The 20,784-nt window shown below is 66.2% G+C and carries 23 protein-coding genes and 1 tRNA gene; 8 read left to right on the top strand and 16 right to left on the bottom strand.

Going from position 1 to position 20,784, the window contains the following annotated elements:
- From QZ853_RS01530 to QZ853_RS01505, 6 genes are all read left to right on the top strand, one after another.
- Entirely contained in the window at nucleotides 1–504 is a 504-nt protein-coding gene (locus tag QZ853_RS01530) for a phage major tail tube protein (protein WP_110711318.1), read from the top strand.
- A 94-nt stretch (nucleotides 505–598) separates the two neighbouring features.
- Nucleotides 599–889, top strand: a complete 291-nt coding sequence (locus QZ853_RS01525) for a phage tail assembly protein (RefSeq protein WP_012479296.1) — start codon at nucleotides 599–601, stop codon at nucleotides 887–889.
- 165 nt (nucleotides 890–1,054) lie between these two features.
- The gene (locus tag QZ853_RS01520; RefSeq protein WP_295570156.1) at nucleotides 1,055–3,481 is read left to right on the top strand and encodes a phage tail tape measure protein; all 2,427 of its coding nucleotides are present in this window, start codon (nucleotides 1,055–1,057) and stop codon (nucleotides 3,479–3,481) included.
- Between the two features lie 2 nt (nucleotides 3,482–3,483).
- Entirely contained in the window at nucleotides 3,484–3,951 is a 468-nt protein-coding gene (locus QZ853_RS01515; RefSeq protein WP_049430173.1) for a phage tail protein, read from the top strand.
- Complete coding sequence (locus tag QZ853_RS01510; RefSeq protein WP_049430174.1) at nucleotides 3,935–4,150, top strand: tail protein X; 216 nt, start codon at nucleotides 3,935–3,937, stop codon at nucleotides 4,148–4,150. Before QZ853_RS01515 ends, QZ853_RS01510 begins: the two co-directional genes overlap by 17 nt.
- Nucleotides 4,141–5,214 (top strand): contractile injection system protein, VgrG/Pvc8 family, encoded by a 1,074-nt coding sequence (locus tag QZ853_RS01505; RefSeq protein WP_295570155.1) that lies wholly within the window; start codon nucleotides 4,141–4,143, stop codon nucleotides 5,212–5,214. The genes QZ853_RS01510 and QZ853_RS01505 overlap by 10 nt, the downstream gene beginning before the upstream one ends.
- Nucleotides 5,215–5,244: 30 nt before the next feature.
- Here the strand turns inward: QZ853_RS01505 and QZ853_RS01500 are convergent, their stop codons facing one another.
- The 15 genes from QZ853_RS01500 to QZ853_RS01430 form a co-directional block, all read right to left on the bottom strand.
- On the bottom strand, nucleotides 5,245–5,625 hold the full coding sequence (locus QZ853_RS01500) for a tautomerase family protein (RefSeq protein WP_106549828.1): 381 nt from the start codon (nucleotides 5,623–5,625) through the stop codon (nucleotides 5,245–5,247).
- 245 nt (nucleotides 5,626–5,870) lie between these two features.
- A tRNA-Val gene (locus tag QZ853_RS01495) sits at nucleotides 5,871–5,945 on the bottom strand.
- 113 nt (nucleotides 5,946–6,058) lie between these two features.
- A complete protein-coding gene (locus tag QZ853_RS01490) occupies nucleotides 6,059–6,412 on the bottom strand; it encodes a PilZ domain-containing protein (RefSeq protein ID WP_295570152.1) in 354 nt (117 codons plus the stop codon).
- Nucleotides 6,409–7,365, bottom strand: coding sequence for a DNA polymerase III subunit delta' (locus tag QZ853_RS01485; protein WP_295570150.1), 957 nt, complete (start codon nucleotides 7,363–7,365; stop codon nucleotides 6,409–6,411). Before QZ853_RS01485 ends, QZ853_RS01490 begins: the two co-directional genes overlap by 4 nt.
- On the bottom strand, nucleotides 7,362–8,027 hold the full coding sequence (tmk, locus tag QZ853_RS01480; RefSeq protein ID WP_295570148.1) for a dTMP kinase: 666 nt from the start codon (nucleotides 8,025–8,027) through the stop codon (nucleotides 7,362–7,364). Before tmk ends, QZ853_RS01485 begins: the two co-directional genes overlap by 4 nt.
- Nucleotides 8,024–9,085 carry an endolytic transglycosylase MltG gene (mltG, locus tag QZ853_RS01475; protein ID WP_295570145.1) on the bottom strand — a complete coding sequence of 354 codons (1,062 nt, stop codon included), beginning with the start codon at nucleotides 9,083–9,085 and terminating at the stop codon, nucleotides 8,024–8,026. Before mltG ends, tmk begins: the two co-directional genes overlap by 4 nt.
- A gap of 123 nt (nucleotides 9,086–9,208) precedes the next feature.
- Nucleotides 9,209–10,573: an aminodeoxychorismate synthase component I gene (locus QZ853_RS01470; RefSeq protein ID WP_295571118.1), complete on the bottom strand. Its 1,365-nt coding sequence runs from the start codon at nucleotides 10,571–10,573 to the stop codon at nucleotides 9,209–9,211.
- 111 nt (nucleotides 10,574–10,684) lie between these two features.
- Nucleotides 10,685–11,947: a beta-ketoacyl-ACP synthase II gene (gene fabF, locus QZ853_RS01465; RefSeq protein WP_295570143.1), complete on the bottom strand. Its 1,263-nt coding sequence runs from the start codon at nucleotides 11,945–11,947 to the stop codon at nucleotides 10,685–10,687.
- 143 nt (nucleotides 11,948–12,090) lie between these two features.
- A complete protein-coding gene (gene acpP / locus QZ853_RS01460; RefSeq protein WP_005408313.1) occupies nucleotides 12,091–12,330 on the bottom strand; it encodes an acyl carrier protein in 240 nt (79 codons plus the stop codon).
- Nucleotides 12,331–12,482: 152 nt separating this feature from the next.
- Nucleotides 12,483–13,226 carry a 3-oxoacyl-ACP reductase FabG gene (gene fabG / locus QZ853_RS01455; RefSeq protein WP_164082450.1) on the bottom strand — a complete coding sequence of 248 codons (744 nt, stop codon included), beginning with the start codon at nucleotides 13,224–13,226 and terminating at the stop codon, nucleotides 12,483–12,485.
- Between the two features lie 81 nt (nucleotides 13,227–13,307).
- Nucleotides 13,308–14,252 (bottom strand): ACP S-malonyltransferase, encoded by a 945-nt coding sequence (fabD, locus tag QZ853_RS01450; protein ID WP_295570139.1) that lies wholly within the window; start codon nucleotides 14,250–14,252, stop codon nucleotides 13,308–13,310.
- Between the two features lie 231 nt (nucleotides 14,253–14,483).
- Entirely contained in the window at nucleotides 14,484–15,266 is a 783-nt protein-coding gene (locus QZ853_RS01445) for a serine/threonine protein phosphatase (RefSeq protein WP_295570137.1), read from the bottom strand.
- A gap of 77 nt (nucleotides 15,267–15,343) precedes the next feature.
- Nucleotides 15,344–16,321, bottom strand: coding sequence for a beta-ketoacyl-ACP synthase III (locus QZ853_RS01440; RefSeq protein ID WP_295570135.1), 978 nt, complete (start codon nucleotides 16,319–16,321; stop codon nucleotides 15,344–15,346).
- 91 nt (nucleotides 16,322–16,412) lie between these two features.
- Nucleotides 16,413–16,607: a 50S ribosomal protein L32 gene (gene rpmF / locus QZ853_RS01435; protein ID WP_005408308.1), complete on the bottom strand. Its 195-nt coding sequence runs from the start codon at nucleotides 16,605–16,607 to the stop codon at nucleotides 16,413–16,415.
- Between the two features lie 107 nt (nucleotides 16,608–16,714).
- Nucleotides 16,715–17,224, bottom strand: a complete 510-nt coding sequence (locus QZ853_RS01430; RefSeq protein WP_295570132.1) for a YceD family protein — start codon at nucleotides 17,222–17,224, stop codon at nucleotides 16,715–16,717.
- Nucleotides 17,225–17,337: 113 nt separating this feature from the next.
- On the opposite strand from QZ853_RS01430, the gene QZ853_RS01425 reads away from it, so the two are divergent.
- Nucleotides 17,338–17,907 carry a Maf family nucleotide pyrophosphatase gene (locus QZ853_RS01425; RefSeq protein ID WP_295570129.1) on the top strand — a complete coding sequence of 190 codons (570 nt, stop codon included), beginning with the start codon at nucleotides 17,338–17,340 and terminating at the stop codon, nucleotides 17,905–17,907.
- 43 nt (nucleotides 17,908–17,950) lie between these two features.
- Here QZ853_RS01425 and QZ853_RS01420 read toward each other — a convergent pair whose 3' ends face one another.
- The gene (locus QZ853_RS01420) at nucleotides 17,951–19,786 is read right to left on the bottom strand and encodes a glycosyltransferase family 39 protein (protein ID WP_295570127.1); all 1,836 of its coding nucleotides are present in this window, start codon (nucleotides 19,784–19,786) and stop codon (nucleotides 17,951–17,953) included.
- A 42-nt stretch (nucleotides 19,787–19,828) separates the two neighbouring features.
- On the opposite strand from QZ853_RS01420, the gene QZ853_RS01415 reads away from it, so the two are divergent.
- Nucleotides 19,829–20,782, top strand: a complete 954-nt coding sequence (locus QZ853_RS01415) for a MoxR family ATPase (RefSeq protein WP_295570126.1) — start codon at nucleotides 19,829–19,831, stop codon at nucleotides 20,780–20,782.
- Nucleotides 20,783–20,784 lie beyond the last annotated feature (2 nt).

Genomic DNA, 20,784 nt, shown 5'->3' with positions numbered 1-20,784 from the left:
ATGGCGCGCAAGATCCGCAAAAACTTCAACTTCTACGTCGACGGCAAGGGTTATGCCGGCAGCGTGATGTCCTTCACCGCCCCCAAGCTGTCGCTGAAGACCGAGGACTTCCAGGCCGGCGGGATGCTCGCCCCGACCGAGATCGTGCTCGGCCACGAAAAGCTGACCGCCGATGTCGAGTTCGCCTCCGACGACGCGGAGATCATGAGCAAGTTCCACGTCATCGAAAGCAAGGAATACGGCTTCACCGCCCGTGAAGCCCTGGAAGGCGATGACGGCGAAGTGACCCAGGTCGTGCACAACATGCGCGGCAAGGTGAAGCTGCTGGACCGCGGCGAAACCAAGGTTGGCGAGAAGGGCACGATCAAGGTCAACCTCGCGCTGAGCTACTACAAGCTGACCCATGGCGCCCAGGTCGTGCAGGAGATCGACGTGGTCAACATGATCGCGCGCCAGGGTGGCGTGGACGTGCTGGCCGGCATCCGCGGCGCACTGGGCATCTGAACCCTCGCCGCATTGAAGAACCCGGGGGCGCCTCGCGCCCCCGCATCCATCGCACCGCATCCATCGCACCGCATCGCATTCCAGGAACGCATCCATGTCCAGCAAAACCAAGACCCCCACCGACACCGTCATCGAGCGCGATGGTTTCGCCGAGATCACCCTCACCCGCCCGCGCCAGGTCAACGGCATGGAAACTGCCGTGCTGCGCATGCGCGAGCCGACCGTGGAAGACATGGAGCGCTACCAGGACGACAAGGGCAGCGATGCACAGCGCGAAGTGCGGATGATCGCCAACCTGTGCGAGATCTCGCCGGAAGACGTGCGCAAGATGCCGTTGCGCGACTACGCCCGACTGCAGGCAGGCGTGGCGCTTTTTACCACCTGACCCTGCCGCAGATCAGGCAGGGAGCGCTCGCCCTGGCCGGGCATACCGGCTGGGGCCTGCGCGAGATCATGACGCTGCGGGTGTCGAAGTTCATCTGGTGGATTCAGGGGTTGCCGGTACATGGCCAATAACGTTCAAACGACAACGATCACGATCGGCGGCGAGGTGTCCAAATCACTGAAGGACGCCTTCTCCTTTGCCAACGACGGTATCAAGCGCCTCGGCACCGAGGTGACCCTGCTGGATCGCAGGCTCGCGCGCATGAGTACGACCAGCAAGGAGTACGCCCGCATGCGTACCCAGGTCGATGCTCTGCGTGCCTCGCAGGTGGCGCTGGAGAGCATCGAAGCAAAGCGCGACGCCAACCTGGAGAAGCGCGGGAAGCTCGGCTCGGCATTTGGCGAGGCACGCGGCACGCTTGGCACGGCCGTTACCGCGCTGGCCAAGCCGGTCGAAAACGCCTCCGGCTTCGCCCGCCAGAACCAGCAGATCGGCGTGGCAGCCAACCTCAGCCGCGCCCAGGTCAGCGCACTGGGGCAGGCCATCCTGGAACAGTCGCGTGCAACCAACCAGGGCGCCGACGCGCTGCAGCGCTCGATCAGGCTGATGATCGACGCCGGCATGGATGCGCAGGCGGCCCAGGCCAGCCTCGGTGCTGTCGGGCGGACCACCACCGTCACGGGTGCCAGCATCGATGATGTGGCCCAAGCCGCGGCCGCCCTGCAGCAGTCGTTCGATATCGATCCCTCGCGCATGCAGAACGCGCTGGACGTGCTGGTGGTGAACAGCCAGCAGGGCAGCCTGGGCCTGAAGGACATGGCCCAGGTGCTGCCGGTGCTGGGTTCCTCGTTCGAGGCGATGAAGCTGCAGGGCACATCGGCGGCGGCTACGCTGGGTGCGGCACTGGAAGCCACGCTGGACTCGGCAGGCGGCGCCGACAAGGCCGCCAGCAACATGAAGAGCTTCATGTCCGAGGTGCTCTCGCCGGACATTCAGGAGAAGGCCAAGAAGAGCCTGAGGCTGGATCTGCGCAAGATCATCGGCGATGCACAGACCAGCGGCGGCAATCCCTTCGATGCTGCGATGCAGGGGATCATCCAGGCCACCGCGGGCGACCAGAAAAAGATCGGCGCACTGTTCAGCGATGCCCAGGCGAAGAACTTCGTCCAGCCGATGATCGAGAACTGGGACACCTACGTGCGTGTCCGCGACAAGGCGCTGAATGGATCGGCGGGCACCACCGATGCAGCCTATGCCGATGCGATGCAGACCGACCCGCAGAAGATCGAGGGCGCCAAGATCGCCGTGGACAACCTGTCCAAGGCCTTCGGTGCCGCGCTGCTGCCGGCGGTGGGCGAGGCCGCGGTCAAGCTCACCGAACTGCTGAACGGGGTCACCTCGTTCGTGCAGGAAAACCCGAAGCTGATCGCCAACACCACGCAGATCGTGGTCGGCATGCTGGGCATGCGCACCGCGGTGCTCGGCGCCCGCTACGCCTGGACCTTCCTGCAGGGCCCGATCCTGGCTGCGCAGAAGGCCTTCGAGCTGTTCCGTGGCGGCAGCCTGCTGGCCCAGTTGGGACGCTTCGGGCCGATGGCGATGCGCCTGGCGTCGGGCTTCCGCATCGTCGCAACTGCCGTGGCCGCCATCGGTGGCGGGCCGATAACGATCGCCATCGCAGCGATCACCGCAGGCGCCATCCTGGTGCGCAAATACTGGGAGCCGATCAAGGCATTCCTCGGAGGACTCTGGCAGGGGGTGAGCGACTCCGCCGGTGCCGCGATGGGCGAGATCATGGCCGCTGTCGAGCCACTGCGCCCGGTTTGGGAGGCAATGGGCGAAGTGTTCAGCCGGGTATGGAACTGGATCAGCCAGCTGATCGCACCGGTCGAGTACAGCGGCGACGCGCTCTCGCGTGTTGGCGAAGTGGGCCGCTTCGTCGGCACCCTGCTGTTTGAAAGTTTCCGCATGGCAATCGCTGCCGTCGGCAACATCATCCAGACCATCGTATTCCTCAATGATGCAGCGATGTCCCTGGGCGAAACCATTGGTACCGCGCTGATCGGCAGATGGGATTCGATGAAGGAGACTGCCCGCGCCGCGATCAACGTGGTGATGGATGCACTGAAGCCCCTGCTGGAGCTGATCGATGGTCCGCTGGGTGATCTGGGAGGGCTTGTCGGCAAGGGTCTGGACGTTGCATCAGGCTTCCTGGGGCAGTTCAAGGAAGGCGCAGTCGATGGCATGAAGAGCATCGGCAACGGTGTGGTTGGATACAGCAACATGCGCGCCCAGGGCCGAGGCGGCCTGAACGATGCGTTGTATACCGGTGTTGCGGTGGCAATGGGTGACAGGCCCGCCGTCCGAGAGCAGGAGGACAGCCTGCGCCGCGCAATGCAGGGCCGTCCGGCACCGGACATGCCCGCGCCCACTCCACGCGGCGTCACCACCGTGCAGCAACAACAGACCAACAACATCACCATCCACCAGCAACCAGGTGAATCCAGCGAATCCGTAGCACGTCGCACCGCCGACGAACTGCAGCGTCGCAACGCGGTTGCCGCCCGTGGTGGCCTTGCAGACAGGAATTGAGCATGAAGCGCGAGTTCGTAACCGGCACAGTGGACAAGCTGCTGTCGCAGTTCAAAGCCAACGATTCCGGCAACGCTCCGGTGCTACTGATGCTGGGGGGCTTCAAGTTCAGCCTCAACACCGCCGTGTTCCAGGACATCCAGCAGAGCAACGAGTATGGCTGGGCAGCGCAGGAACGCATCGGCCAGATGGCTGCGCTGCAGTACACCGGGCCCGGCAAGGCCAGCATGACGCTGCCTGGCGTCATCCACTATGCGTTCCGCGGTGCCGGCAATGAGCTCTCGCAGCTGCGCAAGCTGGCCGCGCAGGGCAAGCCACAGCGGTTGCTGACCGGCAAGGGCGGGAACCTGGGGCTGTGGGTCATCGACAAGATCGACGCCACCGCCTCCGGTTTCACTGCCGATGCCGGAATCCAACGGCACGAATTCACCCTCTCCCTGCGGAAGCACAGTGATGGCACGAACGTATAACACCCGCGACGGCGACGTCGTCGACCGCATCGCATACACGCACTATGGCGAACAATCACCGGCCATCCTGCGCGCGGTATTCGACGCCAACCCGGGCCTTGCCGCACGCGGCGCGGTACTGCCCGCAGGCATGGCGATCACCCTGCCGGACGTGCAGCGCCCGGCCAACGAACGCAAGGGAGTGGCCCTGTGGGACTGAACATCACACCGGCATTCCGCGTGGTGGCCAACAACCAGGACATCACCGATACCATCAGGTCGCGCTTCAAGTCGCTGCGGATCACCGACGAGACCGACAACAACTCGGACATGCTGGAACTGCAGCTGGCCGACCACGATCCTTCCGATCCGATCCAGCTGCCGCCGGCAGGCGCGGAGCTGGAAGCCTTCATCGGCTACGACGGTGACGTGCGGCGCATGGGCCTGTACATCTGCGACGAGGTGGAGATTTCCGGCTACCCGGGCAGCATGACCCTGCGCGCCCGCGCGGCGCCGTTCGAGGCCAGCAAGGGCGGCAAGAACGATCTGCAGACGCAGAAGACGCGCACCTGGAAGAAGGGCACGACCATCGGCGGCATGGTGCAACGCATGGCCGGCGAACACGGAATGGAGGCTGCCGTGAGCGGGTCGCTTGCATCGATCGCGCTGCCGCTGACGGTGCAGTCGCAGGAGTCGGACATGAACCTGCTGCTGCGCCTGGCCAAGCAGCATGACGCCATCGCCAAGCCGGGCGGCGGCCGCCTGATGTTCGTCAAACGAGGTGAATCCACCAGTGCCAGCGGTGAGCGCATTCCCGACGTCACCCTGACCCCGGCCGATGGCAGTGGCTACAAGGTGAGCATCGTCTCGCGCGAGAAGACCGGCACCACCATCGCCTACTATCGCGATGTACGCGGTGCCACGCGCCAGGAAGTGAAGCTGGGCAGCGGTGAACCGATCGTACGCCTGCGCATGGCCTACGCCGACCGCGAAGCCGCCGAAGCTGCAGCGCGTGCCAAGCACCAGGAACAGGCCCGGCAGACGCGTACGCTGAGCTACACGTTGCCCGGCCGCGAGACGCTGATGGCCGAAGCCACGGTGGTGATGCAGGGCTTCCGCGATGGCGTGGATGGGCAGTGGCTGGTCAAGCGTGCCGAGCACAACATCAGCCACGACGGCTACGTGACCAGCATCGAGTGCGAACAACCCAACAGCGCCGAAGCAGTGAAGGCGGCCCGCAGTGCTGCCGCCACCGAAGGCAAGCAGGTCGGCAGCGAGGTGTAGATCCACGCGGGCGTGGATGCTTTTCGCGCATCAACTCACGTACTGCGCAACCCCGTTCCCGAACGACCAGTTCTCCTTTTTCACTTCCACCAGGTTGATGAACACATCCTCGCGGCGGATGCCCACCGCTGCATGCAGGCCCTCGGCGATGCCGGCATACAATGCCTTCTTCTGCTCCAGCGTGCGCCCTTCGTTCCAGGTGATCTGGATGCAGATGAAATCGTCAGTGCGGTCCACGCCCAGGTAGCTGGCGTCGTAGATCAGCGTGCCGGGCTCGTGTTCCTGGAAGATCTGGAAGCGATCGTTTTCCGGCACGCCCACCGCGCGCATGGCCTGGTAGATGGTTTCGCCGACACGTTGCAGGTAGTCGGCGGATTTACCTTTGCGAAGATCGATGCGGGCGAGCGGCATGGTGGCACTCCGGGGAATGGGGGCGCGGCAGTGCCTCGAGAGTACGCCGGCCGGGAACCACGGAACAGCACATGGATGGAATCCTCTGCCCGCATCGGTGAAGTGCGTCCCCGAGCGCTTCGCGCGGTGGCGGGAGCCGGAGAGTCGCGCTGTCAACGATGCCGCTGCACGATGCTGGAAAGCCGCGCTGATGGTCAGGCAACAAAAAAGCCTCCATTCCTGGAGGCTTCTTTCGTTCTGCAACATGGTGGGCGGTACAGGGATCGAACCTGTGACCCTTGCCGTGTGAAGGCAATGCTCTACCGCTGAGCTAACCGCCCGGTGTGTTGCTGAGCCGCTCATTATAGGGGCTTTTCAGAGGCCGTCAACACTTTTTCACATTCGTGTTCACGGGTGTTTCGAAGGCCGCCGCCGGGCATCGCCCGGCGCTACCTCACATCGTGTGGGTCGGCTTGTCCGAGCTGGTCAGGCCGGCCAGCAGCGTCTCGATCTTGTGGCGCACGCCCTCGCCTTCTGCGCCATCCGCCAGCTGTACGCCGATACCGGCGGTGCGGTTGCCCTGCGCGCCGGCCGGGGTCACCCAGATCACCTTGCCCGCCACCGGCAGGCGCTCGCTGGAATCGGGCAGGGTCAGCAACAGGAACACCTCGTCACCGAGGAAGTAACGCTTGGGCGTGGGCACGAAGATGCCGCCGTTCTTCACGAACGGCATGTACGCGCTGTACAGCGCGGCTTTGTCCTTCACAGCCAGGGACAGGATGCCCTGGCGGGCGTTGCTGGCAATCATCGATTTCCCCTTGCGGCAGGCCGCTCGTTCACCTTGTTCCAGGCCAGCAGCAACTCGACCACCGCAAGGTCTGCACGCACCGTGGTGCGCAGCAGGTCGCGGGTGCGGTTGGCCGCATCGAACCAGGCTGCAAGCTTGTGCAATCGCTCCGGCGTGGTCAAGGCATCGGTGCTGGCCTGGGCCAGCGCCAGGTCGGCGGCAAAGCGCAGGCGCAACGCCGCGTTGTCATCGCCACACCACTTCTGCGCCAGTTCCACTGCGCCGGTCTTGCCAGCCGCCAGCTGTTCCAGCTCGCGGCCTACTTCACGGCGCAGGCTCAGGCCATCCTCGCGCAGCCAGTTGTCGGCCTGGCCGGGATGCCCGCGCGCGGCCTCCAGCGCTTCGCGCGCCGATGCCTCGCTGTGTCCCTGCTGCTGCAACCAGTCCAGCGCTTCGTGCTGCGGCGGCAGCTTGAATTCCAGGCGCTGGCAGCGACTGCGGATGGTCTGCGGCAGGCGTGCCGGGTCGCTGCTGATCAGCCACAGGTAACGGCCCGGCTGCGGCTCTTCCAGGGTTTTCAGCAGCGCGTTGGCGGCCGAGCGGTTGATCGCATCGGCCGGGTCGACGATCACCACCTGTGCCACGCCGTACTGCGGGGTCAGCGCCAGCGTGTCGGTGATCTCGCGCACCTGTTCGATGACGATCTCGGTACGCAGCTTGTCGCCGCTCTTGTTCGGAATGAAGCTGACCAGCTGCAGGTCCGGATGCGTGCCGGCCGCGATCAGCTGGCGCGTGCGCGTGGCATGCGCCGCGTCGCCACGTGCCAGCACATGGTCGGCCAATCCCAGCGCCACCTCACGCTTGCCCAGCCCGGCCGGCCCGCAGATCAGCAGGCCATGACCGAGGCGACCGGCATCCAGCGCGGCCACGGTCTGGTCGAACGCGCGCTGCTGCCAGGGCGAGAACGTGCTCATGCGCCCTCCCCGTCCTGCAGCCAGCGCTCGACAGATGCGACCACATCAGCGGCCACGCGCGCCTGCTCCTGCCCCGCATCGATCAACGCAAAGCGCTGCGGATCCTGCTGTGCACGGCGACGGAACACTTCGCGCACGCGCTGGAAGAAATCGTCCTGCTCGCTCTCGATGCGGTCCGGCCACAGGTCGCGCCCGTTGGCGCGCGCGCGGCCGACGGCGACGTCCACATCCAGCAGCAGGGTCAGGCCCGGCAGCAGGCCGACTGCGCGGCGCTCCAGGTCGGCAATCCAGTGCGGATCGAGGCCACGGCCACCGCCCTGGTAGGCATAGCTGGAATCGGTGAAGCGATCACTCAACACATAGGCACCGCGCTGCAGTGCCGGCTGGATCACCTCGCGTACATGCTGTGCGCGCGCGGCGAACACCAGCAGCAGCTCGGCCTCGGCGCTGAGCGGCTCGGCGGCGATCTCGGCATCGGGCTTCAACACCAGGCCGCGGATGCGCTCGGCCAGCGGCGTACCGCCGGGCTCGCGGGTCAGCACGACGTCATGACCATGGCTGCGCAGGCAATCACGGATGGCGTTGATGGCGGTGGTCTTGCCCGCGCCCTCGCCGCCTTCCAGGCTGACGAAACGGGGGTGGCGAAGCAGCGCGGGACTCATTGCGCCGGGGTCTCCTGGGTACGTTGCTGGCGCAGCTGCTGCAGGTAGCGGGCTACGGCGGCGTTGTGCTGGTCCAGGCTGGGCGAGAACACGTGCGCGCCGCTGCCATCGCCGACGGCGACGAAGTACAGCGCGTCGCCCGCAGCGGGTTGCGCGGCGGCCATCAGCGCGTCGCGGCTGGGCATGGCGATCGGGGTCGGGGTCAGGCCGGCACGGGTATAGGTGTTGTACGGCGTATCGGTCGTCAGGTCGCGACGGCGGATGTTGCCGTCATACGCCGTACCGAGGCCGTAGATCACGGTTGGATCGGTCTGCAGGCGCATGCCGATCTTCAGGCGGCGCATGAACACGCCGGCAATCTGCGGGCGCTCGCTGGCCAGCGCGGTTTCCTTCTCGATGATCGAGGCCAGCGTCAGCAGTTCGTAAGGCGTGTTGATCGGCAGGTCCGGTGCGCGGCTTTCCCAGGCTTCCTCCAGCGCCTTTTCCATCGCGGCATGGGCGCGCTTGAGCACGTCCAGATCACTGTCGCCGCGCTGGTAGACGTAGGTCTCCGGCAGGAAGCGGCCTTCCGGATGCTGGCCGCCGAAGCCGAGGCGCTGCATCAGCGCGGCGTCATCGAGCGTGTCGGTGGTATGCAGCAGCGGCTCGGCACGCTTCAGCGCGGCGCGCAGCTGGCGGATATTCCAGCCCTCGACGATCGTGACGCGGTGCTGCAGCACCTTGCCGGCGCGCATCCGCAGCAGCAGCTCGCGCGGGGTCAGGTTGCCGCTCAGTGCGTATTCGCCCACCTTCAGCTTGCCGGCCGCATCGAGCTGGCGCGCCAGCAACTGCCATTGCGCATCCTGGCCTTCGTCCACGCCGGCCTCGCGCAGCTTGCGCAGCACGCTGTTCATGCCATCGCCGCTGGCGATGACCACACTGTCGGCGGTCGGGGTGATCCGCGCGTCGGCGAACTGGGTCTGCTGGTAGAAGAACCACGCGCCCGCACCGGCCACGACGGCGGCCAGCACCACCACCAGGGTTACCACGAACAGACACCCGCGCTTGGCTCCCGCCATGGACTACCTCTGAACTCGATTCCGTCGTGCAGGATACCGTGCCGGTGATGTGGGGTCATGACCGGCGCCTGTGCCCGTGCCGACCAAGCTCGGCACCCACCAGAACAATGACACCCGCCGGCACTACCCCTGCTGGCCGAGCGCGCGCAGCAGGCCCCTCGCCTTGGCGCGAGTCTCGTCCAGTTCCTTGTCCGGGTCCGAATCGACCACGATGCCGGCGCCGGTGCGGAAGCTGACCTCGTGGCCATCCACTTCGGCGGTGCGGATCAGGATGTTCAGGTCCAGGTCGCCATCGCGGTTCAGCCAGCCGAACGCGCCGGTATAGGCGCCGCGCGGCACCTGCTCCAGCTCGCTGATGATCTGCATGCAGCGCACCTTCGGGCAGCCGGTGATGGTACCGCCGGGGAAGGTCGCAGCGATCACCTCGCCAGGGGTGACCTCCGGGCGCAGATGGCCGCTGACGTTGCTGACAATGTGGTGCACATGCGCGTAGCTCTCCACGGTCATCAGCTCATCGACCACCACGGTGCCGGGCAGGCAGATGCGGCCCAGGTCGTTGCGCTCCAGATCGATCAGCATCACGTGCTCGGCGCGCTCCTTGGGATGCCCGACCAGCTCCTGGATGCGCGCGGCGTCATCGTCGCCCTCGAAGCGCGGCCGTGTACCGGCAATCGGCCGGGTCTGCGCATGGCCGGCATGCACGGAGACCAGCCGTTCCGGCGAAGAACTGACCACGTGGCGGCCCTGCGCGCTGAACAGGCCGGCGAACGGTGCCGGATTGGCGCGGCGCAGCTGGGCGTACAGCGCCTGGGGGCTGACCGGTGCGGCAAAACGGGCGCTCCAGCGCCGCGACAGGTTCACCTGGAACACGTCCCCGGCACGCAGGTAGTCGATCACCCGGCGCACGCCGTCGGTGAAGCGCTGCGGCGCGTCCTCGCCGACCGTTTGCGGCGGCTGCCAGTCCTGCCCCGGCTCTGGCAGCGCCTGCCCTGCCAGCGCCACCAGCGTCGCCAGCAGCGCCTGCTCGCCGGCTTCGGCGATGACGAAGCTGGCGTCGTTGTGATGGTCGTGCAGCACGGCAGCCGGGCAACGCAGCGCCACGGCAGTCGGCCCGCCATCGTCACGTGCGCGCGCCGGCAACACCGGTTCGATCTGGCTGGCAACTTCGTAGTCCAGCATCAGCGCCCAGCCGCCGCGGAACGGCAGGCTGTGGCTGCCGTCATGTGGCAGGCGTTCGGCCTGCCAGGCCCGATCCAGCGCCTGCAGGAAGCTGCCGGGCTGCACAGCGCCGTGCAGGTCGCGCACCTGGCCGTCAGCGTCCAGCCGCAGGCCATCGCCCTGTGTGGCCAGCAGCAGGCTCCAGCGGCCCTGGGCAGTGCCCGAGGCGGTGGATTCCATCAGCAGCGGGAAGCGCGACGGATCGTGCTGCTGCAGGGCCAGCAGGTCGATCGGATTCGGCAGCGGGTGGATCAGCGGTGCGTGGGTCATGGTGGCCAGTTCGGGGGGCAGATGCACGGAAGCCGCCTTGCGGCGGCTCCGTGGTGCACGGCGTTGATCCGTTTGGCGGATTGCCGATGGGTCGCGTCGCGACGATGCCGGTCAGACGCGCTTGAAGATCAGCGTGCCGTTGGTGCCACCGAAGCCGAAGCCGTTGGACATCACCACGTCCACCTTGGCCTGGCGTGCTTCATTGGGCACGTAGTCCAGGTCGCACCCTTCGCCCGGCTGTTCCAGGTTGATGGTCGGCGGAATGATGTTGTCCTGCAGCGCCATCACCGAGAAGATCGCTTCCACGCCGCCGGCCGCGCCGAGCAGGTGGCCGGTCATCGACTTGGTGGAGCTGACCATCATCTTGTAGGCGTGGTCACCGAAGGCGGTCTTCATCGCCATCGTTTCGCCGAGGTCGCCCAGCGGCGTGGAGGTGCCATGCGCGTTGAGGTAACCGACCTGTTCGGGGGTCACGCCGGCGTCCTTCATCGCCATGACCATGCAGCGCGCGGCGCCTTCGCCGTTCTCGCTCGGTGCGGTCATGTGGTACGCGTCGGAACTGGCGCCGAAACCGGCCAGTTCGCAATAGATCTTCGCGCCGCGTGCCTTGGCGTGCTCGTATTCTTCCAGGATCAGGATGCCCGCACCGTCGCCCAGCACGAAGCCGTCACGGTCCTTGTCCCACGGGCGCGAAGCCTGTTCCGGGGCGTCGTTGCGGGTGCTCATGGCCTTCATCGCGCAGAAGCCGCCGAGCGCGGTCGGCGACGAGCCACGCTCGGCACCACCGACCACCATCACGTCGGCATCGCCGTACTGGATCATGCGCATCGCGGTGCCGATCGAATGGTTCGAGGTCGCGCACGCCGACACCGCCGAGAACGACGGGCCCTTCAGGCCGGTGATGATGCTCAGCTGGCCCGGCAGCATGTTGATGATGGTCTTGGGCACGTAGAAGGGCGAGATCTTCTTGCCCTCGTGGAACTCGATGGTCTGCTCTTCAATGCCGAGCAGGCCGCCGATGCCGGCGCCGACGATGGCACCGATGCGCTCGGCATTGGCGTCGGTGATCTCCAGGCCCGAGTCATGCAGGGCCATGAACGAGGCACCGAGGCCGTAATGGATGAACGGGTCCATCTTCTTGGCATCCTTGCCGCTGACCCGGAATTTGCCGAACAGTTCGTTGTCGGCGGTGATGTCGAATCCCTTGACCTCACCTGCAATCTTGGTGGTGAACCGATCCACGTAGGCATCAGCAACGTTGGTCAGCGGACCGATGCCCGAACGGCCGTGGGTGATGCCTTCCCAGCTGCTGGCCAGATCATTGCCCAACGGCGAGACGATACCCAGGCCGGTTACGACGACGCGACGTTTCATTGCTGTTTCTCCTGACCCGGATGGTTTCTACGGGTAACTCGGTTTGCTTCGATGTGATGCCCAAACACACGGGGCCGCAACTGCGGCCCCATGGGGTGCGGTGCGCGGCGAGGATGAGTTCGCACGCGCACTGCCGTCTGACATCAGGCCTTGACGTGGGCCTTGACGTAGTCGATGGCGGCCTGCACGGTGCTGATCTTCTCGGCTTCTTCGTCCGGGATCTCGCACTCGAATTCTTCTTCCAGGGCCATCACCAGCTCGACGGTGTCCAGCGAGTCAGCGCCCAGGTCATCGACGAACGATGCGCTGTTGGTGACTTCTTCTTCCTTGACGCCAAGCTGTTCGACGACGATTTTCTTGACGCGTTCTTCGATGGTGCTCATGGGATCTCGCTCCAGATGGAGTTGTGGTTCAAAAGTGGTCGCCATCAAAGGCGATGGCCGTGGGATAGTGTAGTGGAAACCGGCGCGGCCTTGCATCGCAGCAAAAACCTCAGCAGATCAACCACTTGCGGCGCAATCCCTGCGCCCCTTGCTTACGGCATGTACATGCCGCCGTTCACATGGAGGGTTTCGCCGGTGATGTAACCGGCAGCCGGACTGGCCAGGAAGGCCACCGCATGGGCGATGTCCTCCGGCGAACCCAGGCGTTCAAGGGCGATGTCGTTGATCAGCGCGGTGCGCGCTTCTTCCGGCAACGCCTTGGTCATGTCGGTATCGATGAAGCCGGGCGCGACCACATTGACGGTGACACCGCGCGAACCGATTTCCTTGGCCAGCGACTTGCTGAAGCCGATGATGCCGGCCTTGGCGGCCGCGTAGTTGGCCTGGCCGGCATTGCCGGTCACGCCCACCACCGAGGCGATGTTGATGATGCGGCCCTTGCGCGCCTTCATCATGCCGCGCATGACCGCCTTGCTGGTACGGAACACGCTGGTCAGGTTGGTGTCGATGATCGACGCCCAGTCCTCGTCCTTCATGCGCATCAGCAGGTTGTCGCGGGTGATGCCGGCGTTGTTGACCAGGATCGAGATCGCGCCGAATTCCTTGGCGATGCCGTCCAGCACGCTGTCCAGCGCGGTGGCGTCGGTCACGTTCAGCGCGCGGCCGTGGCCACCGTGGGCCGCCAGGCGCTCGCCGATCGCGGCAGCGCCCGATTCGGTGGTGGCGGTGCCGATCACGGTGGCGCCCTGGGCGGCCAGCAGATCGGCGATGGCGGCACCAATGCCACGGCTGGCGCCGGTGACCAGTGCGATTTCACCCTGCAGGGGCTTGCTCATGATGTTTTCCTCAGACGGGGGCAGCCGCCGAACCCGCGCCGCGTGCAGCGGCCACCGGTACGGTCGGCTGGAACAAGGGGGTCAGGCCGACCATGCCTCGCGGGCGGTTTCGAAATCGCCCGGCGTTGCCAGCGAGCGGCCGTCGATGGTCTTGTCGATGCGCTTGACCAGGCCGGTCAGCACCTTGCCCGGGCCGCACTCGGCGATCTGGGTGATGCCACGGGCGGCCAGCGCCTGCACGCAACCGGTCCACTGCACCGGTTGGTACAGCTGCTGCACCAGCGCGGTACGGATCGCGTCGATACCGTCATGCACTTGGGCATCGACGTTCTGCACCACCGGCAGCTGCGGCACCTGCCACGACAGGCCGGCCATCACTTCGGCCAAGCGGTTGGCGGCTTCGCGCATCAGCGGGGTGTGCGAGGGCACGCTCACGGCCAGCTTGACCGCCTTGCGCACGCCCTTCTCGGCCAGCAGCGCCAGTGCGCGGTCGACCGCGTCGGCGTCGCCACCGATCACGATCTGGCCCGGCGAGTTGAAGTTGGCCGGCACCACCACCTGGCTGCCTGCGGCTTCGGCGCAGACGTCGAGCACCAGCTGGTCTTCGGCGCCCAGCACGGCAGCCATGGCGCCGACACCGGCCGGCGCGGCTTCCTGCATCAACTGGCCGCGCAGGCGCACCAGGTGGGCGCCGTCATGCAGGCTCAGTGCGCCGGCAGCGACCAGCGCGGTGTACTCGCCGAGGCTGTGGCCAGCCAGCACCGACGGGCGCGGACCGCCCACAGCGTTCCAGGCGCGCCACACGCCGATGCTCGCGGCCAGCAGGGCCGGCTGGGTGTATTCGGTACGGTTGAGCATTTCCTCCGGGCCACCCTGGGACAGCGCCCACAGGTCAACGCCGGCACCATCGGATGCCTCGGTGAAGGCTTCACGCACCTGCGGGTGCAGTTCGGCCAGCTCGGCCACCATGCCCACAGACTGCGAGCCCTGGCCGGGGAAGACAAAAGCGAGGGTGGATACGGTCACGCGGTCATCCGCTTGTTGCAATCGAAGCGGGCCATGATAAGGGCGAATCCGCTGTGTCGTCTGTACGTGCGCGTATGCAGGCGTATGGAGCGCGGCCGCGGGACAACCCGGCATCCTCCCCGGCCAGGCAGAGTCGACGGTTAGTCGACTGCCCTTCGATCAGCCACTGAAAACCCGCGCTGCGCGCGGAAGTCGACTCACAGACGACTCCAGCGCAGCGCGAACCCGCCATCAGCAGAACAGCTGCAGCACGTCCAGGTCGCCGTCGGCAAGGAAATCCACGCACAGGCCTACCAGCATCAGCACACCCGCGGTGCTGGCGCCGTGGGTGATGAAGATTGAATGGGCCAGCGCGCGCGCTGAACGGCCCAGCTTCATGCACACCCGTGCCAGGCTGCGCAGGCGGCCACTGACCGCGTGCACGTGTTCGCGCACCGGCGCCTGGGCGTCGACCATTGCCTCGGCCATCATCGCCTGCAGCTGCTCGGGGCGGTCGGCGTAGTACTTGGCCACCCCGTAGCCGAACATCAGCCAGTCGCGGGCCTGCGCTTCAGCCAGATCCATCACTTCCAGCGGATCTTCCTCGAAGTCGATGAAGCCCACCTTCTGCCCGTCCCAGGTAAGGTTGCGCGGCAGCGGCTGGCCGAAATAGGCCCCGTGCGCGTGCGCTTCGGCAATGGCCCGCATCGCGGCCATCACCAGCCGGTCGCGGCCAGCATCATCGGCCTCACGCAGGCAGGTATTGAATGAACTGCCGTTGTCGCCGATCACCAGCGCGGCATGGCCGCTGCCGAGCACGTCGGGCACGTTCACGCCCTGCGCCTGCAGCTCTCCCAGCCGACGGGCTTCGGTTTCACGGGCGGCATCACCACCGCGGTGCGGTGGCGGGCGCAGCGCGTCCAGATGGAATCGGCGGGCAACAAAATTGAGCAGGCCCAGGGCCAGTGCGCGGCTTCCCTTGCCGTACTGCTTCAGCCAGGCGCGCTGCCCTTCAATGACGATGGGCTCAACCATGACAGGTACTCCTATAAACGCGTTACGGCCCCAGAGGGGCCGTAACGACAAGCTTCACATTGTCGTAACTTGCGTTATCAATAACGCAGCAGGGCCGAACCCCACGTGAAGCCGCCGCCGAACGCTTCCAGCAGCAACAGCTGGCCGCGCTCGACCCTGCCCGAACGCACCGCGGCATCCAGCGCCAGCGGCACCGAGCCGGAGGAGGTGTTGCCGTGCTTGTCCACGGTGACCACCACTTGGTCCATCGACATCTCCAGGCGCTTGGCAGTAGCTTCGATGATGCGCAGGTTGGCCTGGTGCGGAATCAGCCAATCCAGGTCGGACTTGTCCAGGCCATTGGCGGCCAGGGTCTCGTCCACGACCGAGTCCAGCGCCTTGACGGCGTACTTGAACACGTCGTTGCCCTTCATGTTGATGGTGCCGCCACCGTTGGCGCCATCCTTGAAGCCGGTCGAGACGCCCACCGGGTTCCACAGCAGTTCCTTCTTGCTGCCATCGGCATGCAGATGGGTGCTGAGGATGCCGGTCTCTTCGTCGGCCTTGAGCACCACGGCGCCGGCGCCATCGCCGAACAGCACGCAGGTGGTGCGATCGTTCCAATCGACCATGCGGGTCAGCGTTTCGGTGCCGATCACCAGCACGTGCTTGCAGTCGCCGGAACGGATGAACTTGTCGGCCACGCCCAACGCGAACACGAAGCCTGAACAGGCGGCGTTGACGTCAAAGGCCGGGCACCCCGCCACACCGAGCTTGGCCTGGATCAGGCACGCGGTGGAGGGGAAAATGAGGTCAGGGGTGGTCGTGCCGACCACGATCATGTCGAGCTGCGAAGCGTCGATACCGGCCGCTTCAAGTGCGCGCATCGCGGCCTGGTAACCGAGGTCGCTGGTGGTTTCGCCTTCGGCCGCGATGTGCCGCTCACGAATTCCGGTGCGCGACTGGATCCACTCATCCGAGGTTTCGACCATTTTTTCCAGGTCGGCGTTGGTCAGGACTTTTTCCGGCAAATAGCTACCGGTGCCCGCGATCCTCGAATAGATCCGCTTGCTCATCATGTTTCCTGTTGCGCGGGCCGCCGATCACCGGCACGCCCGGGAAAGAAGGCAAAGGCCGCTGCCCAAAGGCAGCGGCCTTCCCGGCACATCAATCTTCTTCGACGGCCGAGGTCTTGGTCTGGATGACCTTCTTGCCGCGGTAGAAACCATCGGCAGTGATGTGGTGACGCAGATGCACTTCACCGGTGGTCGGGTCGGTCGACAGCTGCTTGGCGCTCAGGGCGTCATGCGAACGGCGCTGGCCGCGGCGGGACGGGGTAACACGGGATTTCTGCACAGCCATGGGATTGCTCCAAACTCGGTTCGTTTTGCTTCGTCGTATCGTCGCGCAGGACGCCAGCGCCCAGCACACTTTCGCTTTCGCCGCAGCCGCCGACGACAATCCGGCTGCTATTGTTTCTTCAATGCCGCCAATGCCGCGAACGGGTTGGCCTTCTTCGTTTCTTCTTCGCTCGGTGCCCAGTCCTTGTCGACTGCTTCACCGTCGGGCGACAGCGGTACCACCGGTACCGCCAGCACCAATTCGTCCTCGACCAGATCCAGCGGCTTCAGCTGGCCATCTTCCGGCACCAGCAACGCCTCGTATTCCTCCGGCAGGGACGATTCCTCGTCCTCGTCGCGGATCAGGCCAAGCCTCTGGGTCATCTTCACCGGCAACAGGAATCGCTGCATGCTGCGCTGACAGGTCAGCGGCAACGCGGTGTCGATGGTCAGTTCCACATAGGATACCCGCAGGACTTCGTCGCGACCGAATTCAAGCGAGTAGGAACACTCGCCGTCGGTATCTGCGACCAGCCCCTGCAGGCGGGTCAATTCAGCCAGGGAGACCTGGCCGTCGAAGCGCCTGCGCGCTACGACCATCCGCCAAGCATCCAGCGATTCGGGCACGTTCGCGGACATAAGCCGCTGAATACTAAGGATCGGGGCGGCGGCTGTCAAATGCCCGCCATACACGACTTGCCGCTGGCGCCGCGCACGGGCCAGACTGCCGCCCCCTGCCCCGGAATTATCGCATGTCACTGGTCCTGGCCTCCACCTCCCGCTACCGCCGCGAGCTGCTGCAGCGGCTGGGTCTGCCCTTCGACTGCGCGCGCCCGGAGGTGGATGAAACCCCCTTGAATGCTGAGACGCCGCTGGTGCTGGCCAAGCGGCTGGCCGCGGCCAAGGCCGCCGAGGTGGCGGCCCGCTGCCCGGGCGCCTGGGTGATCGGCTCCGACCAGGTCGCCGACCTGAACGGGCAGCCACTGGGCAAGCCGGGCACGGTCGAGGCCGCCTGCGCTCAGCTGGCGGCGATGTCCGGCCAGACGGTGCGCTTCCATACCGCCATCAGTCTCGCCCGTGATGGAGAATCGCTCAGCGCCGTGGATCTGACCGAAGTTCGTTTCCGCGCGCTGGGCCAAGAGGAGATCGCCCGCTACGTGGCCGCCGAGCAACCGCTGGATTGTGCTGGCAGCTTCAAGTGCGAAGGCCTGGGCATCAGCCTGTTCGAAGCGATCGACACCCGCGACCCGACCGCGCTGATCGGCCTGCCGTTGATCGCAATGTGCGGGCTGCTGCGCCAGGCAGGGTTCGCGGTGCCCTGAACTGTAGAGTCGAGCCATGCTCGACTCTACAGAAGCAGAAGCCTCAACGAACCTCGAACGGCTGCTCCTGCCACGATTCCACGCTGCCATCGCGCCCATGCAGGCGCAGGCCCAGCCAATGCCGCCCCGGCGCCAGCGTGGTCGTGTCCAGCGACGCATCGAAGCCCACCGCCGGGTGCTGCGGGTCGGTGCTGTCCGGCCAGGTCTGGCGCACATCGAATGCACGCCCATAGCGCGCATCACCGATCGAACGCCCATCGACCAGCACCTCCACACGGGCCAGGCCAACGCCGTCCTTGAACGCCCACCCCTTGATGGCGAGCGTGCCGGACACCTGCTCGCCATTGGACGGCGTATCCAGCCAGGCCATCGCCGGCGTCACGCAGGACCCCGACGCGCGCTGCGCCGGCAGGCGGAACAGCAGGAACCGCTGGAAACCATGATCACTGCTGACCACCCGTGGCGCCGGCAGGGGGCCGACCTGTTCGCAGATGGCGTGGTAGCGCGCGAGCAGATCGCGATAACGCTGGTCGCTGGGTGACAGCACCAGCAGCATCGGTGCCGTGCGCTCGCCGTCGTGCAGCAGCGCCCACTGCGCCAGCTGCGCGGTGCGCCCGTGCTTGTCGTTGAGCGGGTGCGGCAGCACCTCCATATCGCCGTTGCCGAGCTGGAAACCGAGTTCGGCACCCACCTTGAAGTTGCCCGCCAACACCCGCGTGCCGGCCGGCATCTGTTGCAGTTCTTCGCGCACGGCCGCCGCCAGCGGCTGCCAGCCGGCGAAGTTGCGCGGATAGTACTTGCTGCCCGCCAGCTGCTCACGCAGCGCAGGCGTGGACGCCATCAGGTAGTAGCCGAAGGCCAGCACCATGCCGGCACCGGCCAGCCACCAACCGGTGCGGCGCAGCCAGCGCGGCCAGCCATTGAGCACTACCGGCACCGCGACCAGCAGGGCGAGGTAGCCCGGCAGCGGCCAATGGAAACTGATGCGCTCGACGTCGGTGAAGAAGCCGAGCAGGAAGATGCCCAGCGTCGACACGCCCCCCACCAGGCCGAAGTAACGCCACTGCACGCGCGCGCCGCCACCACTGCGGGTACCGGCCAGCGCCACTTTCCACATCGCCATGCACAGGATGGGCGTGACCAGCATCGGCTGGATCACCAGGAACCACAGCCCGTTCCACTCGAACGTCCACGGATGGCGCTCGACCACCTGGAACTTCAGCCCGGCATCGTGGTTGTCCGCGTTCCAGGCCAGCAAAGGCAGCCAGGCCAGCACGCCCACCGCCAACGCGACCCATACGCGCGGATCGGCGAGCATGCGTCGCCCCTGCGGCAACGCCAGCAGCGCGATGAACCCGACACCGATCACACCGATGAAGCGATAGTGGCTGAGGGCGCCGATCGCCAGGCCCAGCGCCAGCTTCATCGCCGACGATGCCTCGACGTTGTGCAGCAGCCGCGCACCGGCATGCAGGCAGATCACCGCTGCCAGCGCCATCGGTACATCCGGCACCGCCAGCAGGCCCAGGGTGGCCGACAGCGGCATCAACAACGTCAGGCTGCCCGCCTGCCACCCCGCCACATTGCCGAACCAGCGTGTGGCAGTACGCGCCACCAGCAGCGGCAGCAGCGCACCGATGGCCAGGAACGGCAGGCGCAGCGCGAGCACGTGATGGCCACCGATCTCCACACCCAACCGCGCCAGCCAGGCGGTCAGCCCGGGCAGATCGGAATAGGCGGCGGCCAGATGCTGGCCTTCCTGCCAGTAGAAGGCCTCGTCGACAAACAACGGCAGGCGCGCGGCCACCACCAGCTTGGCCGCTGTGACCAGCGTCCATAACCAGAGAAAAATCGTTCGTGCGCGCTGTTCGCCTTGCATTGCTCTATGGATAATCGAATGGATTCCAGATCTGAGACGATCATGACAGCTTCGTCCCCCAATCCCAGCATGCTAACCGATCAACTGCGCCAGGCCCTGCGGGAGGCACAGGATCAGGTCAACGCACTGGTGCTGGGCAAGGTGCCGGAAGTCAGGCTGGCTTTTGTCGCCCTGCTGTCAGGCGGCCATCTGCTGATCGAGGATCTGCCCGGCCTGGGCAAGACCACGCTGGCGCACGCACTGGCCAGCAGCCTCGGGCTCGGTTTCCAGCGCGTCCAGTTCACCTCGGACCTGCTGCCTGCCGATGTGCTGGGCGTCTCGGTGTATGACGCCGGCAGCCGCCAGTTCCAGTTCCATCCGGGACCGGTGTTCACCCACGTGCTGCTGGCCGACGAGATCAACCGTGCCCCACCACGCACGCAGAGTGCGCTGCTGGAAGCGATGGCCGAACAGCAGGTCACCCTGGATGGGCAGACCCATGCGCTGCCCGATCCGTTCTTCGTGATCGCCACGCAGAACCCGGTCGACCTGTCCGGCACGTTCCCGTTGCCGGATTCGCAGCTGGACCGCTTCCTGCTGCGCTTGGCGATGGGCTACCCCAGCGCGCAGGCCGAACGCGAACTGCTGCGCGGTACCGATCGCCGCGAGCTGATCGCGCGCGCCATGCCGACGCTGGATGACAGCCAGGTGCGCGCACTGCGCGAAGCGGTCGGCCAAGTGCATGCCAGCGACGCGCTGATCGATTACGTGCAGGCCCTGCTGACCCGCAGCCGGCAGCATGCGGGCGTGCGCGTTGGCCTGTCACCGCGTGCCGGTCTGGCGCTGCTGCGTGCGGCCAAGGCGCATGCACTGCTGCTTGGCCGTGGCCACGTGGTACCCGAGGACGTGCAGACCCTGTTCGTGGCAGTGGCCGGCCATCGCCTGGTGGCCGAAGCCGAGTCCAGTTCCGGACCGGCGCTGGCGCGCGCGATCCTGCAGACCGTCGCGGTGGATTGAGG

It is taken from the genome of uncultured Stenotrophomonas sp., assembly GCF_913778665.1.
Taxonomy (GTDB): domain Bacteria; phylum Pseudomonadota; class Gammaproteobacteria; order Xanthomonadales; family Xanthomonadaceae; genus Stenotrophomonas.
This window is presented reverse-complemented; position numbering and strand designations above follow the sequence as displayed.